The sequence below is a fragment of the Pedobacter panaciterrae genome, assembly GCF_013204795.1.
GTDB classification, from domain to species: Bacteria; Bacteroidota; Bacteroidia; order Sphingobacteriales; family Sphingobacteriaceae; genus Pedobacter; species Pedobacter panaciterrae.
This window is the reverse complement of record NZ_JABMKW010000007.1, coordinates 1-16,524: the sequence shown is the minus strand read 5'-3', so window position 1 is coordinate 16,524 and position 16,524 is coordinate 1. Positions and strand designations below refer to the sequence as shown.

Annotated in this window: 12 protein-coding genes and 2 tRNA genes; 5 read left to right on the top strand and 9 right to left on the bottom strand. The window is 37.9% G+C overall.

Annotated elements, in window-relative coordinates; translation table 11 throughout:
* Positions 1-8 precede the first annotated feature (8 nt).
* From HQN86_RS01775 to HQN86_RS01760, 4 genes are all read right to left on the bottom strand, one after another.
* Positions 9-3,287, bottom strand: a complete 3,279-nt coding sequence (locus HQN86_RS01775; RefSeq protein ID WP_246269380.1) for a SusC/RagA family TonB-linked outer membrane protein — start codon at positions 3,285-3,287, stop codon at positions 9-11.
* A gap of 181 nt (positions 3,288-3,468) precedes the next feature.
* The gene (locus tag HQN86_RS01770) at positions 3,469-4,539 is read right to left on the bottom strand and encodes a FecR family protein (RefSeq protein ID WP_172659325.1); all 1,071 of its coding nucleotides are present in this window, start codon (positions 4,537-4,539) and stop codon (positions 3,469-3,471) included.
* 129 nt (positions 4,540-4,668) lie between these two features.
* Positions 4,669-5,223, bottom strand: a complete 555-nt coding sequence (locus tag HQN86_RS01765; RefSeq protein WP_172659324.1) for an RNA polymerase sigma factor — start codon at positions 5,221-5,223, stop codon at positions 4,669-4,671.
* 105 nt (positions 5,224-5,328) lie between these two features.
* Positions 5,329-6,339 (bottom strand): LacI family DNA-binding transcriptional regulator, encoded by a 1,011-nt coding sequence (locus HQN86_RS01760; RefSeq protein ID WP_172659323.1) that lies wholly within the window; start codon positions 6,337-6,339, stop codon positions 5,329-5,331.
* A 209-nt stretch (positions 6,340-6,548) separates the two neighbouring features.
* On the opposite strand from HQN86_RS01760, the gene HQN86_RS01755 reads away from it, so the two are divergent.
* The 3 genes from HQN86_RS01755 to HQN86_RS01745 all read left to right on the top strand — a co-directional run bounded on the left by HQN86_RS01755 (position 6,549) and on the right by HQN86_RS01745 (position 12,098).
* Positions 6,549-8,177, top strand: a complete 1,629-nt coding sequence (locus HQN86_RS01755; protein WP_172659322.1) for a sodium/sugar symporter — start codon at positions 6,549-6,551, stop codon at positions 8,175-8,177.
* 41 nt (positions 8,178-8,218) lie between these two features.
* Positions 8,219-9,091, top strand: coding sequence for an inositol oxygenase family protein (locus tag HQN86_RS01750; RefSeq protein ID WP_172659321.1), 873 nt, complete (start codon positions 8,219-8,221; stop codon positions 9,089-9,091).
* Positions 9,092-9,278: 187 nt separating this feature from the next.
* Positions 9,279-12,098: a hypothetical protein gene (locus HQN86_RS01745; RefSeq protein WP_172659320.1), complete on the top strand. Its 2,820-nt coding sequence runs from the start codon at positions 9,279-9,281 to the stop codon at positions 12,096-12,098.
* A 54-nt stretch (positions 12,099-12,152) separates the two neighbouring features.
* On the opposite strand, the gene HQN86_RS01740 is transcribed toward HQN86_RS01745, so the two are convergent.
* The 3 genes from HQN86_RS01740 to HQN86_RS01730 form a co-directional block, all read right to left on the bottom strand.
* A tRNA-Asn gene (locus HQN86_RS01740) sits at positions 12,153-12,226 on the bottom strand.
* Positions 12,227-12,361: 135 nt separating this feature from the next.
* Complete coding sequence (locus HQN86_RS01735) at positions 12,362-13,480, bottom strand: epoxide hydrolase family protein (RefSeq protein WP_172659319.1); 1,119 nt, start codon at positions 13,478-13,480, stop codon at positions 12,362-12,364.
* A gap of 252 nt (positions 13,481-13,732) precedes the next feature.
* Positions 13,733-13,806, bottom strand: a tRNA-Asn gene (locus HQN86_RS01730).
* A 140-nt stretch (positions 13,807-13,946) separates the two neighbouring features.
* Between HQN86_RS01730 and HQN86_RS01725 the strand changes: the two genes are divergently transcribed.
* On the top strand, positions 13,947-14,867 hold the full coding sequence (locus HQN86_RS01725; protein ID WP_172659318.1) for a PfkB family carbohydrate kinase: 921 nt from the start codon (positions 13,947-13,949) through the stop codon (positions 14,865-14,867).
* 44 nt (positions 14,868-14,911) lie between these two features.
* Here the strand turns inward: HQN86_RS01725 and HQN86_RS01720 are convergent, their stop codons facing one another.
* Positions 14,912-15,148, bottom strand: a complete 237-nt coding sequence (locus tag HQN86_RS01720; protein WP_172659317.1) for a cytochrome b5 domain-containing protein — start codon at positions 15,146-15,148, stop codon at positions 14,912-14,914.
* On the bottom strand, positions 15,148-15,825 hold the full coding sequence (locus HQN86_RS01715) for a lycopene cyclase domain-containing protein (RefSeq protein WP_172659316.1): 678 nt from the start codon (positions 15,823-15,825) through the stop codon (positions 15,148-15,150). The genes HQN86_RS01720 and HQN86_RS01715 overlap by 1 nt, the downstream gene beginning before the upstream one ends.
* Positions 15,826-15,963: 138 nt before the next feature.
* Here HQN86_RS01715 and HQN86_RS01710 point away from each other — a divergent pair, with 138 nt between their 5' ends.
* Positions 15,964-16,494 (top strand): SRPBCC family protein, encoded by a 531-nt coding sequence (locus tag HQN86_RS01710; RefSeq protein WP_172659315.1) that lies wholly within the window; start codon positions 15,964-15,966, stop codon positions 16,492-16,494.
* Positions 16,495-16,524 lie beyond the last annotated feature (30 nt).

The window sequence follows — 16,524 nt, the reverse complement described above, 5'->3', positions numbered from 1 at the left end:
TTAAATAATTAAAACTTAACACTTAGGTTTACGCCGAAAGTTCTTACTGGCGGCACCCCTCCTAACTCCATTCCTGGAAATGTAGCATTGTAGCTCGATTCTGGATCGATGTTGTCTGTTTTCTTCATCAGAATAAATAAATTTCTGCCAACCAGACTTACATTTAAGCTTTTTACTTTATTATTAAACATTTTTGCCGGGAAATTATAGCCCAACGTTAACTGTCTGAATTTGATGAAACTCGCATCCTGTACAAATTTATTAGATACATTATTGGCGGTATTTTCATAGAATTTTGCCGCATTATTCCCAAGAGTTTCACGATCTACAAGGGTATTTTTATGTAATCCGAAAATATATCCGTAGTAATCAGTTGCCGAGAATACCTTGCCTCCCCATTTTCCATCAATAAGGAAAGAAAGACTTACCCCTTTATAGTTAAACTCATTATTCCAGCCTGCAAACCATTTATTATATGCCGATCCGTATGCTTTTAAATCTCCTCTTGACGGTTCTCCAAGTGCATCTTTTAAAATTGCGCCGTTAGCATCATACTTATAATCATATGCCATTACCTGAGCCGCAGCTAACCCCGGTATATTCTGTAAAAACCCAACCCCCGATCTGGAAGTTGCCAATAGTTGCGAAGGCAATCCTTCTGCTAAAGAAAGCACCGTATTATCATTATACGTTCCATTCACTGATGAAGTCCAGGTAAAATCTTCATTTTTAAGAATAACCCCAGAGATTAGTGCCTCTACCCCTTTGTTTTCAATTTCTCCAGAATTTAAAACTGCTCCGGAATAACCAGTTGTACTTGATGTGGTAACTACAGATATCTCATCTTTTGAACGTTTTTTGTACCAGGTCATATCCAGGTTTAAACGATCGCCAAAGAATCTTAACTCAGTACCAATTTCCAGCTCAGTTGCTTTAGAAGCTTTTAATCCCGGATTAGGAATACTTAAGTTATTTATGATACCTAATGGATTTCCATTCAAGGTTTCACTTCTAAAACCATAGGTAAGTAAGGTTTGATAAGGATCGGTTGCTTGTCCAACAATGGCATAGCCTGCCCTTAACTTACCGAAATTAAGGAATGAGGGTTTCCAAAGTTCTGAGAACACAAATGAACCACTTACAGAAGGATAAAAAACACTGAGTTTATTGTCTTTTCCAGGAGTAGCAAGTGTAGAAAACCAGTCTGATCTTCCGCTACCGGTTAAATAAAGTATATCTCTATAAGAAAGTTCTAAAGTGCCATATACCGAGTGAGTTTCTGACTCGGTCTCTATATGTCCAACTGATTTGTTTTTAGCATTTAAGATGTTATAAACTCCAAACACTGCGAAATTAGTCCCATTATTTGTTGTTTGATTAATTCTGGTATTTCTGAAACTTGCCCCAACATTTGGAGTAACAGTAAATTCATCACCTACAGCAAATGATTTCCCCAATAATACATCGGTGTTAACATCTGCAAACTTGGTTTGCTGTTCTGCAATTTTGCCGGGTTCATAATACGCAGTTCCTGATGGCACCACATTCTTATAAGTATCAGAGTAAGCATCGCGACCTGCACGACCTTGAATAAACAGACCGTTATCAAAAGTATAGCGTGCATTGAAAGAGCTAATTAATCTCTCGCGTTTAGTGTCATTAACAAATTCGTTTGCAGCAAACCATGGATTGGTAGCAAATGCATTTCCGGTATTGTACTTTAATTCATTCCCATCTGCATCTTTCCCTGGCTTTAGATCATTTACGCTAACGCTGGTGGGTAAAAACACCACATTATAGTTAGCATTACCGGCACCGTCTGACACCATTGGTCTATTTTTAGCCTGCTCCAAAATATAATTAGAGCGGGCATCAATGTTTAAGCGTTTAACTGGCTCAAATGTACCTACCAAATTAAATGATTGTCTATTCAGTCCTGAATTTGGAACTACAGAATTGTTATTTACATCATTGGCAGAAAAGCGGATTGCGCCTCCTTCAAATGTTTTGTTTAAGGCAAGTGTATTAGACCATGTACCGCCATTACCATAAAAGTTCTTTATATTATTACGCTGTGCTGAATACGGTCTTGAAACACCATCAAACTGAACCACGCTGGTCCCGTCTAATTTTGCACCCCAGCTAGATCCACCAACTTGTGCGGCCGCAGCCTTGTCTAATGGTTTTGTGCCGTTGGCCCCCTGCCCATATACATACTGCCAGTCGGTTCTGTCCATGATTTGCTCTACCACGTAATTACTATTAAAGTCAACGCTATTTCCTTTACCACTTTTAGTTGTAATAAGAATAACACCTGCTTTAGCTCTTGAACCATAAAGTGCTGATGCGGCTGCACCTTTCAATACAGAGATACTTTCAATATCATCAGGATTTAAGTTACCCACTGCATCTCCAAGATCCGGGGCGTTGTCCCACTGACTACCTGAGTTCCCATTTGGATTGATATTGTTTAAACCTGTAGGCTTATTTTCCATTGGCACACCATTAATTACATATAGTGGCTGATTACTTTGGCTAAGGCTGGAAACACCACGAATGGTAACACTTGTAGCTGCACCTGCACCACCTGAAGTTGAGCTGATGTCCAGACCTGCAACTTTACCGACTAAAGCGTTAGCTACATTGTTTTCTCTGGCTTGCGTTAAAGATTCGCCCTGAACCTGAGAAACAGAATATCCCAGTGCTCTACGTTCCTTTTTAATACCCAAAGCTGTTACCACTACCTCGTTTAACAATTTGGTGTCTTCTGTTAATACAACCTGTAAGTCTGTTTTACCATCAACGGCTATTTCTTTTGTCTGAAAACCAGCATATGAAACTACTAGAATTGCATTTGGGAGTGCCGATATTGAGAATTTACCATTTATATCGGTTGATGTTCCTGCACCACTTCCTTTAATTCGAACCGTTGCCCCCGGTAAAGGTCCGCCATTAGCGTCCTTGACGGTGCCGCTGACTTTAATATCTTTTTTCCGGCTAATTACAATCAGCCCTGCACCAGAAACAGAATAATTTAAGTTAGTGTTGTTAAATATTACAGCTAAAACATCTGTAACTAAAGTATTTTTTACCGACAATGTGATGTCCTTGTTTATAGGAACATTTGACGAACTGTACACAAAATGATAATCACTTTGCTCTTCAATAATCTTCAAAACTTTGCCCAGCTTTGTTTTCGTAACATCTAGTGATATCTTTTGCTGAGAAAAGACAGATGCCGAAACATTGAGACATGTAATAAAAATTATAATACAGGTTAATTTCATTAAAATAATGAATTTTAAGAACGTCCTGACATCGGGACGCACTTGCAGTAAGTAATAATTAATCATATTTTTGTTTTTTTGGTTGCTTTAGTATTTGGCAGCAATCTGTTTGCGCATAAAACTGCCAGTGCTTATATCAAAAAAATTATTGGGGCGGTGCGTCAACACCGTCCCTTTCTAATTATTTAGATATGGTAATTTGATTCCCTTTTATTTCATATTTAAAATGTTCTGCGTCTTGAAATGCCTTTAATGCCTGCTCTATATTTTCATGTCTAAATGTTGCTGTAAAACGATATTTTTCTACTTCACGATCATTAAAAATAATCTCTACGTTGTACCATCTTTCCAAGTCCCCTTTAACTTCAGCAAAAGTTTGATCTAAAATCTCCAGCCTGTTTTGCGTCCAGGCCATTTCTACAATTGTGCTGTCGTTAACTTTGGTATATTGATTAATAGCTATTTGCGGATGTACAACTGAAGGTTTTTGTGGTTTGATGTTACTAGGAAGTTCGTCAACTTTTTTATAAAAAGTAACCTTCTGACTTGGCCTTAAAGTTATAGAGCTCCCCTTGGTTCCTTTTCCCTCCATCACAATCAGGCCCTTAATCAGCACTGTTTCAGATGTTGCTTCTCCCGGATATATTTTAACATTAAAAGAGGTACCAAGCACATTGATATCAAAATCTTCGGTATGTACCTTAAAGGGCTTACTCTTATTGTGGGTAACATCAAAAAAGGCCTCTCCAACTAAATTAACCTCCCTGTTTTTTTCATTAAAATTCTTATCGAGCGTTAATGTACTTTTGGCATTAAGCAAAACCACAGAACCATCCGATAGCGTGATTTTTTTCTTTTCGCCACCTTTTGTACTAAAATTGGTAACCAAACTAACCTTTGGGGTATTTTCTTTAGGGTTATTTTTAAAGATAACCGCAACGCCTACCATTAGCAGAACCGCCGCTGCAATTTTCAGCCACATATAATTTTTATGGATAGGGATAATATCAGCCTCATTTTGAGGTTCAATATTATTTTTCAAGAGGTCTACCTGTTTATTTAATGGTTTCTTGTTCCCACTTAATATCACATACAAGCGTTTTGCTTCGGCAATAACAGTCTCTTGCTCAGGATGTGCTTTAATATAATTTTCCCAGTAGCTAATACAAAGTTTATCTGTTCCGGCACAATATAGCTGGAAGGTATTATCTACTAAAAAGTCTTCAACATTGAAAAGACTACGATCTATCATAACATTTGGCTTTTATAATACCAGTGCCAAAAATGTTATGTTTTTCCTAAGAAAATTTTACTTTTTTTTACTTTACACGAATAACATTGCTTAATAGCACACTTTTACCATCCCGCCATTCTGAATTTATTAGTCTTTCAACTCTTTACGCAATATCTTAAGCGCATCATAAACCGTATTATAAGCAGTTTTAATGGTTTGTTGAGTTTGATCAGCTATTTGTTCATAGCTCAATCCATCAAAGAATTTTAGATGAATCAATTGTTTTTGCCTGAAGGTCAATTTCTCCAGCGCATTTTTAAGTTTATATCGTACCAACTCATCGGTCTGAACTTTTACTATAAACTCTTCGTACGACATCTCCATCCACTCGCCCTCTGCACCTGCATTTTGCAGCGCATCATTAATTTTGCGCTTACGCTCTAACAGTCGTAAAATCTTACGTTTTAAAAATGTACGCAAGTAAGCAGGCACATTATCAACCCTGTTTAGCTGCTCGTGTTTTTCCCAGATGGTAATAAATACCTGATCGGTTGCCTCCCCTGATGTTTCAGCATCTCCGCATACACGAATACCAAAATTAACCAGGTCATAATAAAGCGCTTTGTAGAGATCAAAAAATGCACCATTATCACCTCCCCTGATACGTTCCCATAATAAATGATGCAAGAGCTTATTCTCCATTTGGTTAATTTAGATTAAGACAATGTTAAGAAAATCTAAGGAATATTTACATGATCAGATCTTATTTATTCTTGTTAACCCATACAATAAACAAAAACGAACAAGCTAGCCGCAAGATGTTGATTCGCGCTTAATCAAGCGGGATTTTAAGATGTGGTTTTCATTTGGTTCTAAATACTTTTTTTCTAATATTTTGAATAAAATACCAGCTGCTTCTTTTCCAATTTCAAAAGCAGGCTGCTCAATTGTTGTAAGGGATGGATTTAAAAGAGGTGCAGTATTAAGATTGGAAAAACTTATTATTTTTAGATCTTTCGGGATATTTAGATTTAACTCGCGAGCAACATAATAACAGGGCAAAGCAAGCTCCTCGATTGAAGCAATAACAGCGTCTGGCTTCTGGTTCGATACCATGGCTTTTATATTTTCATAATTCTTGCTGGTATCTTTGTCGTAATGAACAATCATCTCATCAGTATAAAGCATATTGTACTTTTCTAAAGCCTTCAGATATCCGGCAAACCTATTTTTACCGGTCACCAGATTATTAAGTGCAAACAGATAGGCAATCTTTTTACAACCACATTCTATTAGATGACAAGTTGCATTGTAAGCACTTTCATAATCATCTGTTGTTATTTTTACGGCATCTATATCTTCAAAAACCCTATCAAAAAAAACAACCGGTATTTTCTTAACCAGCTCTTTAAAATGCTCATTATTATTTGTATTACTCGACACAGAAATCAATATTCCATCTACTCTGCCGCTTAACAGGCTATCAGTAAAAGCAATTTCTGTATCACTGTTTTCGTGGGTTTGATAGATCAATACATGATAATCACGTTTCCTGGCTATTTCTTCAATCCCGTTTATGGCCAGCGAGAAGAAATTATTAGCAATCTCTGGAATAATAACGGCTATAGTTTTTGTTTTATGACTACGGAGGTTACTTGCAGATGGATTACGTTCATATTTTAACTTTTTAGCGAGGTCCCAAACCTTTTGCTTGGTTTCCAAACTAATTTCATAACTGTCATTTAATGCTTTTGAAACAGTGGCAATAGATATATTTAACTCTTTAGCTAGCGTTTTTACAGTTACAGTTCCCTTCATTTACATTTAAATTTGAAAGTTTTTGCCAATAATGGTGGGGTTTTTACTTAAACGTATTCGTAAATAAAATGCCTGCTTAATCTCAGATTTAATATTTTTATATACAGCTTTGATAAGTAAGACCACCCTAAGGTTTTGCTTTTAACCAAATGTAATATAATTAATTTAACTCATTTATATGAGGGAAACTGATTTAGCGCAAACCAAATATGAATCATCTTGACATAGCCGATTATGTAGTTTTCTTTATTTATTTTATCGCGATAGCGGCCTATGGCTATTACATTTATCATAAGAAAAAAACCACATCCAGTAGTGCGAAGGATTTTTTTCTGGCAGAGGGTTCGCTTACCTGGTGGGCTATTGGGGCCTCATTGATTGCTTCAAATATTTCTGCTGAGCATTTCATTGGGATGTCTGGTTCTGGCTTTGCACTGGGACTTGCCATTGCTTCTTATGAGTGGATGGCAGCCGCAACACTGATCATTGTGGCTATTTTTATCATCCCGGTATACCTGAAGAACAAGATTTTTACCATGCCGCAATTCTTATCAAAGCGGTATAATGATCAGGTAAGCACCATTATGGCTGTATTCTGGTTGTTGGTGTATGTTTTTGTGAATCTTACTTCTATCATTTACCTGGGTGCATTAGCCATCTCTTCTATATCACCCATTAGCTTTGAGTGGAGTATTGTGGGGCTCAGCATCTTTTCTATGGTGGTCACTTTAGGAGGAATGAAAGTTATTGGCTATACCGATGTGATTCAGGTACTGGTCTTGATCTTTGGCGGTTTGATTACCACTTACCTTGCACTTTCTTTACTTTCCAGGGAATACGGATTTGGTGAGGATATTTTTAAGGGTCTGTCTATCTTAAGGAAGGAGGCTCCAGATCATTTTCACATGATATTTGATTCATCTGATAAATACTATAAGGAACTGCCGGGGTTGTCTGTACTAATTGGCGGCATGCTGATCAATAATCTGGCATACTGGGGCTGCAACCAGTACATTGTACAGCGTGCATTAGGTGCCGATTTAAATACGGCACGTAAGGGTATATTATTCGCAGCATTTTTAAAATTACTTGTACCGGTAATTGCCGTCCTTCCCGGAATTGTGATGTATGTGCTTCACAGTAAAGGCTTATTTGTTACAGAAATGTCGGATGGAGGTGTATTGAAACCTGATCATGCTTATCCAACCTTAATGAATTTATTGCCGGCAGGTTTAAAAGGCGTTGCATTTGCTGCCCTTACAGCGGCCATTGTTGCTTCATTGGCAGGTAAAGCAAACAGTATATCTACAATTTTTTCGCTTGACATTTATAAAAAATACTTCAACAAAACAGCCTCAGATAAAAAGATGGTTAATGTTGGCCGATGGGCGGTTGTGATTTCCATGCTGGTTGCGGCAATTGTAACACCATCCTTAAAATCACTTGATCAGGCTTACCAGTTTATCCAGGAATATGTGGGCTTTATTTCGCCGGGAGTACTGGCTATATTCTTGCTGGGCTTTTATTGGAAACGCACCACAACTGCGGCAGCTATGACGGGAGCACTGATTACAATTCCACTTTCAACTGTGTTAAAGTTTCTTCCTGTCTGGACAAATGGCGCTTTTCCGGATTATCCTTTCCTCGACAGAATGGCTATTGACTTTGTAGTCATTGTGATTCTAATGATTGTGATCAGTTTGAGCAAGCCTCAAAAAATTGCCAGTGAAAATGCAATTGAAGTGGATACCTCTATGTTTAAGATCAGCACTAGTTTTGCCATAGGCTCTATTCTTATTATGGGCATACTTACTGCTTTATATACAGTGTTTTGGTAAAAAAAATAGAATAAATAATTAACTATAAAAAATTAAGCATTATGAAAGAGTCAAGAAAAGAGGAACTATCTCCATTGTCTAGCCTCGATGTGTGGGAGGACGATGTATTAAAAAGATATCCGGAACCTGGTGTTCCTGAAAAAAAGAAAGAAGAATTTAGAAATTACGATAGCCCGGAAAATGATTCAGTACGCGAATTTTATCGCTTGAATCACAAGTACCAAACTTATGGAAATGTACTTGCAAAAAAAGCTAACTTTTTACAGTTTGATAAAAAAGAGATGCCATGGTGGGCCGCAATGGAATACCTGAATACATTAATTGATGATTCAGATCCCGACACATCACTTGATCAGTTACAACATCTATTACAAACTGCCGAAGCGATCCGTGCCGACGGACATCCGGATTGGTTTGTGTTAACCGGGTTTATACATGACCTTGGTAAGGTGCTCTGCCTTTTTGGAGAACCTCAGTGGAATGTTGTTGGTGATTCATTCCCAGTTGGCTGTAAGTTCTCTGACAAAATTGTGTATCCTGATTTCTTTTCAGACAACCCTGATAGTACAGATGAACGCTACAACACGAAATATGGGGTGTATACGCACCAATGTGGGCTCGACAACATCCATATGTCATGGGGACACGACGAGTATCTATACCACATCACTAAAGATTACCTGCCGGAGCCTGCTTTATACATGATTCGCTATCACTCCTTTTACTCACAGCACCGTGAACACGCTTACGATCACCTGTTAAGCGCTCACGATCAGGAAATGTTTAAATGGGTTGACAAGTTTAACCCTTACGATTTATATTCGAAAAGCCCTAAGCCTCCCGTTGTATCAGAACTTAAACCTTATTACGAAGATCTGATCGCCAAATACTTACCAGCAACGGTTAAACTTTAAACCAGCTGGTAAGTTATTTAAAAGAAGGTGTCCAAAAGAGTACTATAGCAGTACTCTTTTGAACACCTTCTTTTTTCTTTTTAACCGGTTCCTTCTTTTAATCCGGATTGCAATCGTCTCTTTTAAAAAAGATTGTGTATCAGTATCTTTATAAGAAATTAACTCATCTTAACCAGATACTCGAACTATGAAAACTAAGGCTGTTCATATTATAACAGGTATTTTTATTTGTGTTCTGCTCCACCTTTTCAACATTTCACCAGGTTGCTCTCAGACGCTTGCCAAACAAAATCTAAGTCAGATCATTGCTAAACTTAATACACAAAACGACAGTCTTTCGATAGAAAAACTTTACTTGCAAACCGACAAACCTACATATCTGGCTGGCGATACCCTGTGGTTCAAAGCTTATTTACTGAATGCTTCCTTTCTAACCTACTCAAATAAAAGCGCGGTCCTTTACCTGGAACTTTCAAATGATAGCAATCGGCTTATTCAACGAGTTATGGTTCCCGTAAACGGTGGAATGGCAAGCGGCTATATAGGATTAGACGCAGATATGACGCAAGGTGGGTATACCTTAACCGGATACACCAATTGGATGAGAAACTTTGATGAGAGTTATCTTTTTAAGAAACACTTTTATGTGGGTACCAATGCCGGATCGGAGTGGCTGATCAATTATAATGCACATTTAATAAAGGACAGCAAAGACAAAATTGAAATGGGCTTAAAGATCACCCAGTTCGATAAAGCTCCTGTGGGGTTAAGAGAAATGCAGTTGAGTATTTCCGATGGTAAAAGAACATTGTTTAAAGACAAAGCTGAAACAAATTTAGACGGCGCTTTAAAGTTAAGTTTCGATTTGCCTGATAAGGCTGACTCAAAAAATATCTCGCTTGTTGTCCAGGATTTACGTAAAAGTCAGGGCAGTCGTAAGATTTCGATTCCAGTTATACTAAACAGGCCAGAAAAAGTAGACCTACAGTTTATGCCCGAGGGCGGAAAGCTGGTTGCAGGTCAGCAAACTAACATCGCCTTTAAGGCCTTAAACGAAGATGGATACGGAGCAGTTGTGTCAGGCAAAATTTACAACAACAAACAGCAGGAAATTACTTCCTTTACAGCTACACATTCAGGAATGGGCCTATTTAGTCTTGTACCTGAAAATGCGGAAATTTACACTGCCAGAATACAATTACCTGACGGGAAATACCAAACCTATCAACTCCCATCTGTTGAAAGTAGCGGCATAACCTTAAATGTAAACAATCGATTTAAAAGTGATTCCTGTGATATAACACTTACGCCCACCCCAGATATTGTTGCTGCCGATAAAACTTATTACCTGGTTGGTATGGCCAGAAATGTAGTTTGTTGGGGTGCATTGGTTAAATTCAATAAAGGCCCGTTTCAATTTACTTTAAATAAACAGGTCTTTCCAAGTGGTATAGTTCGCCTAATTTTAATGAACGAAAACAAAGTGGGGCTGAATGAACGTATGTTTTACAACGGTCGTGATGATCAGTTAAATATTCAATTGGAATCAGATAAATCTGAGTATCGGCAAAGGGATAGCATTTCTTTAAATATTAAAGTAACTGACAATCATGGTGAGCCCATACAAGGCAGTTTTTCTCTTGCAGTAACAGATAACGGACAGGTTAAAACAGACAGTATTGCAGAGCGCTCACTTGTAAGCCACATGCTATTAACTTCGGACTTAAAAGGTAATGTAGAAGGTCCCGGTTATTACGACGATGCTGCAATTCATCCTGAAAAATGGCAGCATCTTAATCATTTGCTGATGGCGCAAGGTTGGGCCGGTTACGATTGGAGTCAGTTATTTAAGCCCGTTAAGCCATTGGTCTATCCTGCTGAAGAGGAATTTTTAATAAAAGGCAAAGTTACCAATGCCTTCAATAAACCAGTGGCGAAATCTGCAATTACATTATTCTCAAAAAACCCATTACTTGTGCTAGAGAGTATTACTGACGATAATGGAAATTTTATTTTTAAAGGGATTGCTCCGATTGATACCCCTGCGTACTTTATAAGCGCTAAAAACAAGAGAGGAAAAAGCTTTAATGTTGGCATTGAAATGGATGAATTTAAAGCTCCTGTTTTCTCCCCAATTACCAATTCGATTGTGCCATGGTTTGTAAATATTGACACCGGAACCTATTTAGCTGTTAACAATCGGGTGACTTTAAAAAAAGAACAATTGCGTGTTACCGGAGGTAATTTGCTTAAAGAGGTAGTTATTAATGCAAAAAAGGTTGTTAAAGGTTCCAAAAACTTAAATGGCCCTGGCGGTGCAGATATTATCATTGATGAAGAACAACTAAAAAAAGCCGGCAGAACTACACTTGGCGACCTCTTGCGTAAGAACGTTAAGGGGTTCGGAATTAGAGTTAGCAAAACCGGCGAAACTTATTATAGTGTGTACACCACATTGCTTCACCTGGTTATCGATGGTGTAAATACTGAGTTTTTTATTTCGCCGGAAACACCACGATACCAATACCTCAAAGATATCTTTGATTATTACGATGCTGAAGAAATTAAAGGGATAGAAGTAATGGTGAGTGGCAAATATCAAATGAATTATACCAGTACTTACCTCAAACCACTAGATGTACCATGGGACCATTCCTTTATTGAAGTAACTACCCGGGGTGGAAAAGGCCCTTTCCTAAAGAAAAGCGTTGGCACTTATCTATATAAACCAATGCCATTTATCACTCCAAAGGAGTTTTATAGTCCAAAATATACTGCAGGTAATATCACTGATATGTCGGATATACGTTCAACAATATATTGGACGCCAAATATCATTACGGACAAGGATGGCAAAGCAACAATTGGGTTTTATGCAGCAGATAATCCCGGAACTTATACCGTGATTGTTGAAGGAGCCGATTTACAAGGACACCTTGGTGTTAAGAGAAAACGGATCACTGTTAAAAGATGTCAGAATTGCCCACCACCCGCAATAGCTCCTTAGATACATTCTACAAAAAAAGCCCATTTCAATTAAGAAATGGGCTTTTAAATTTTGCTCCCTCTGCTGGGCTCGAACCAGCGACCCTCTGATTAACAGTCAGATGCTCTAACCAGCTGAGCTAAGAAGGAGTCTGACCTTCCAAAAACACTTCTAATTTGTCCTTAAGGATGCATAGCATTTTTGTTTTGGGAATGCAATATTAGGGATTTTAATTATACCATACAATACTTTTCCTAAAATGTTATCTCTTTCATTAGCGCGTACTAAGCAATACTGTAAAAGAAGTCTCTTAGTTCTTCAGCAAAAACATCAGGCACCTCCAGGGCAGCAAAATGTCCACCTTCTTTCATTTGCCTAAAGCTAACCACATTAACAAAACGTTCGGCCCATTCTTTTGGGAATTGTGCTTCTCTTGGGAATACTGCTACACCTGCAGGCACATTACTTTTCTGTAATGGTTCTGCACCGCTCCATTGTGCCATAGCATCCATTTTGTACATCCTGGCAGAAGTACCTATCGTTTCCGTTACCCAATAGATCATGATGTTAGTGAGCAGTTCATCCCTTCCACCAAATGCCTTTTCTAAAATCTCAGGAGAAGCCCCAGCATTGCCGAAACTGAGTATCCAGGCAGCAAGTGCGGCAGGAGAATCGTTTAAACCGTAGGCCAGCGATTGTGGTTTGGTAGATTGTACCATAGCATATGCACCTTCGCTGTACCACCACTGTTGCACAAACTGCGCAAATTGCTTCTCAGCTTCTGTCATGGTATTGGGATCCTCCTGTCCCATAGGATAACCAACATCTGTAAAATGTACACCAGCAACTACTTCGGGATATTTAGATGCAAGGGCTTTAGTAACGCTCATACCTACGTCGCCCCCAGCTGCATAAAATTTATGATAACCAAGATTTTCGGTCATCAATACTTTCCATAAATCTGCAACTGCTTCATTGTGAACTGCATTTTTTTCAGAGAATCCGAAGCCTGGAATGGATGGAATGATCAGATCAAAACTTTGATTGCCTTCTGTCAATAGTGGAATGATTTTGTGAAAACGATAATAACTATCCGGCCACCCGTGGGTCAACAGAAGAGGCTTGGAATCTTTGCCTTTCCCCTTGATGTATTGAAAATGAATTTTCATGCCATTCACATCTGTAGTATATTGCGGGTATTTATTAAGCTCAGCTTCTTGTTTGCGCCAATCGTACTTATTGATCCAATAGTCCACTAATTCTTTAAGATAAGTTTCACTTGTGCCAAAATTCCAGCCAGAGCCTTCTGCTTCACCCGGCCAACGGGTATTTTTTAAACGATCTTTTAGATCATCCAACACTGACGGAGGAACCGATAAATTAAATGTTTCTAGGTTTTTCATGGTTGAGGTTTTTTATGGTTTGCTAATGACAGATTGAGGTCTATTCTCCTTTCATTAATTGCAAATTGCTAATAACATTTTAATGTTTAAAGTTTTTTGTTAGAATCTGGGAATAGTTAAAATACCACATTTTGTATTTTTTTAGCGCTGGTTATAAAGCCATTAAGTCAGAAAGTGAATAGAAAAGATTGTAACTGGGGACGGGGCAAAAAAAATGGGCAAACTAGAATTTCTTCTGCTTGCCCATTTCTGCTCCCTCTGCTGGGCTCGAACCAGCGACCCTCTGATTAACAGTCAGATGCTCTAACCAGCTGAGCTAAGAAGGAGTCTGGTCGTCCAAAAACGCTTCTGATGTGTTCCTAGGAACATAATATCTTGTTCGTTTTGGGAATGCAATATTAGGGGTTTTAATTTATTTATGCAATATTTGCAGAGAAAAAATTTAAAAAAAACTCAATTATTTCATATGAGCCTGATAATCATAGGTACTGTAGCTTTTGACGCGATCGAAACTCCCTTCGGAAAGACAGATAAAATAGTAGGTGGTGCCGCAACTTATGCAAGTTTAGCCGCTTCTTACTTCTACAATAAAGTAAAAATCGTTGGTGTTGTGGGCGATGACTTCCATAAAGAGGACATAGATACGTTTACCCAACATGGAATTGATACCGAAGGACTGCAAATAAAAGAGGGAGAAAAGTCTTTCTTTTGGTCTGGAAAATATCACAACGACATGAATAGTCGCGACACCTTAGTTACCGAACTTAATGTACTGGAGAATTTCGATCCCATTATCCCTGAGAGCTACCAGGACTGCGAATACTTAATGTTAGGTAATCTTACTCCAATAGTCCAGCAGACTGTCATCAAACGCCTTAAAAACAAGCCTAAGCTAATTGTTTTAGATACAATGAACTTTTGGATGGACATTATGATGCCAGATCTTTTAGAAACACTTAAAATGGTAGATGTTCTTACTATCAATGATGAGGAGGCGCGTCAACTTTCCGGAGAATACTCATTAGTTAGGGCATCTCAGAAAATTTTGGCAATGGGTCCTAAATACCTGATCATCAAAAAAGGCGAACATGGCGCTCTATTATTCCATGAGGATAAAATTTTCTCGGCCCCGGCATTGCCATTGGCTGAAGTATTTGATCCAACCGGTGCAGGAGATACATTTGCAGGCGGATTTATTGGTTACATGGCTAAAGTAGGAACAGTGAACTTCAACAACATGAAGAATGCAATAATCTTTGGCTCTGCCCTTGCTTCTTTCTGCGTAGAGAAATTTGGAACAGAAAAAATCATTAACCTAACGTCTGAAGAAGTTGCTGCACGTGTTCAGGAATTTGTGACTTTAAGTTCATTCACAATAGAATCATAAAACTTGATTTAAGTACATAAAGAAGCACTATAACCAGAGCTCCTTTATGTACTTAATTTGCCTATTGCCTTAAACTTCTCAAATACGGCTTCTGTATGAGGGGCGTCTGGCAGCTCATCTGTCAAATCCTGACCCGCCCAATGTTCATAATGCTTGCCATTCCTCCAAAGCCTGCTTTCTGTTACATCGTAAATAATACCTCTGTAGGCAACCCAGATCTGTGGCTTATCCTGGCCATTTCGTAATGCAAGCTGTTGCTTTGTATAAATTGGCAGCTCCATTATGCTTTGCTTTTACTTTTAACCACTTCAAATAAGTAAACACTTACCAGAAGATTACTCATGAGGTAAAAGAAATTTTCGAATGGAATTACCCCCAACTTTAATTTAATGGTTTCTTCAAATACATAGGTAAGGATTGGTAAGCCCCCAATAAACAGATATAACAAGCAGAAGGGAATAAGCAGTACTACATATGCTCTGTAAAACTTATACATAAACCTGAGGCTGTTCACATACTCTATGTAAAAAAGCGAAAGAAACAACACAGAAAAAGTAATAACACTATACAATTTAGTATGTGTAAAAAACAACATTGCTATGAGCACGCCCAATAATAAATTACTTACAGACAGGCTAAACCTCTCCAGATTATTTTTCGGAAAGCGTGCATTCAAAACCACATAAATATTTAACCCGGCAAAGGCTAATATAAAGTGAAACAAGACCTCTTCAATTGGCAATTGAAGAATATGAGCTCCAACAGTATACTCATCATTAAATATGGATACTTTGAATTGATTAAAGATCAATGCAACAACTGAAAAAAACAGTCCGGAAACCAATACTGCAGGAATCATTGGCTTCCAACTCCTGATTGGATTGGCCTTTTTATCCAAAGTCAACAAAAATGATAAAAGAAGCAGCGCCAGATTGATCAATAAATAGTAATAATTCATGTATAGAAATAAATTCAGCTCAAAAATATGATTTTGACCCAGTTAAACAACCTTATCTCCTATCTATATATTCTAAGAATTAATTGTTTGCCCCATAAAACTTTTTAAGTTAATTTTAAGTAACCAAAACAAATAAAAATGAAAATAATTAAGGTTTTAGCGGGCATTATTGTAGTAATTATTGCCCTCTTCTTTATCATTGGTTTCTTCCTTCCTAAAACTTACAGCGTAAGCAGATCCATTGAAATTAACAAACCCGACAGTATAGCTTATCAGAAAACGCTAAATTTTAACGATTTCGGCTTATGGAATCCATGGATGCAAATGGATAAGGCAGCAAAACATACAGTAACAGGCGATGGTGTTTCTGTTGGGTCTAAGTTTAACTGGGAAGGAAAAGAGGTTGGAACCGGAAGTATCACAATTGAAAAGCTTAATCCAAACAAGCAGATCGACGAAAAACTGGAATTCATTAAACCTTTCCAAAGTACAGCAATTACATCATTCTATTTTGAGCCCACAGCTAATGGCGGCACAAAGGTAACTTGGGACTTTAGAGGTGAAAATACATCGATCTTCTCAAGATGGATGTCACTGGCATATGATTCTATGATCGGAAAAGATTATGAAAAAGGCTTAGCAAACTTAAAGGCCTTTGTAGAAAAGTAAATTTAATCCATAAAAAAGGGGCGCATAAAT

Excerpts from the sequence above, each read along its gene's own strand:
- HQN86_RS01755 (WP_172659322.1), top strand. The coding sequence starts at position 6,549 with ATGAATCATCTTGACATAGCCGATTATGTAGTTTTCTTTATTTATTTT.
- HQN86_RS01710 (WP_172659315.1), top strand. The coding sequence starts at position 15,964 with ATGAAAATAATTAAGGTTTTAGCGGGCATTATTGTAGTAATTATTGCC.
- HQN86_RS01715 (WP_172659316.1), bottom strand. The coding sequence starts at position 15,825 with ATGAATTATTACTATTTATTGATCAATCTGGCGCTGCTTCTTTTATCA.
- HQN86_RS01750 (WP_172659321.1), top strand. The coding sequence starts at position 8,219 with ATGAAAGAGTCAAGAAAAGAGGAACTATCTCCATTGTCTAGCCTCGAT.
- HQN86_RS01770 (WP_172659325.1), bottom strand. The coding sequence starts at position 4,539 with ATGATAGATCGTAGTCTTTTCAATGTTGAAGACTTTTTAGTAGATAAT.
- HQN86_RS01720 (WP_172659317.1), bottom strand. The coding sequence starts at position 15,148 with ATGGAGCTGCCAATTTATACAAAGCAACAGCTTGCATTACGAAATGGC.
- HQN86_RS01725 (WP_172659318.1), top strand. The coding sequence starts at position 13,947 with ATGAGCCTGATAATCATAGGTACTGTAGCTTTTGACGCGATCGAAACT.
- HQN86_RS01760 (WP_172659323.1), bottom strand. The coding sequence starts at position 6,339 with ATGAAGGGAACTGTAACTGTAAAAACGCTAGCTAAAGAGTTAAATATA.
- HQN86_RS01745 (WP_172659320.1), top strand. The coding sequence starts at position 9,279 with ATGAAAACTAAGGCTGTTCATATTATAACAGGTATTTTTATTTGTGTT.
- HQN86_RS01735 (WP_172659319.1), bottom strand. The coding sequence starts at position 13,480 with ATGAAAAACCTAGAAACATTTAATTTATCGGTTCCTCCGTCAGTGTTG.
- HQN86_RS01765 (WP_172659324.1), bottom strand. The coding sequence starts at position 5,223 with ATGGAGAATAAGCTCTTGCATCATTTATTATGGGAACGTATCAGGGGA.
- HQN86_RS01775 (WP_246269380.1), bottom strand. The coding sequence starts at position 3,287 with ATGAAATTAACCTGTATTATAATTTTTATTACATGTCTCAATGTTTCG.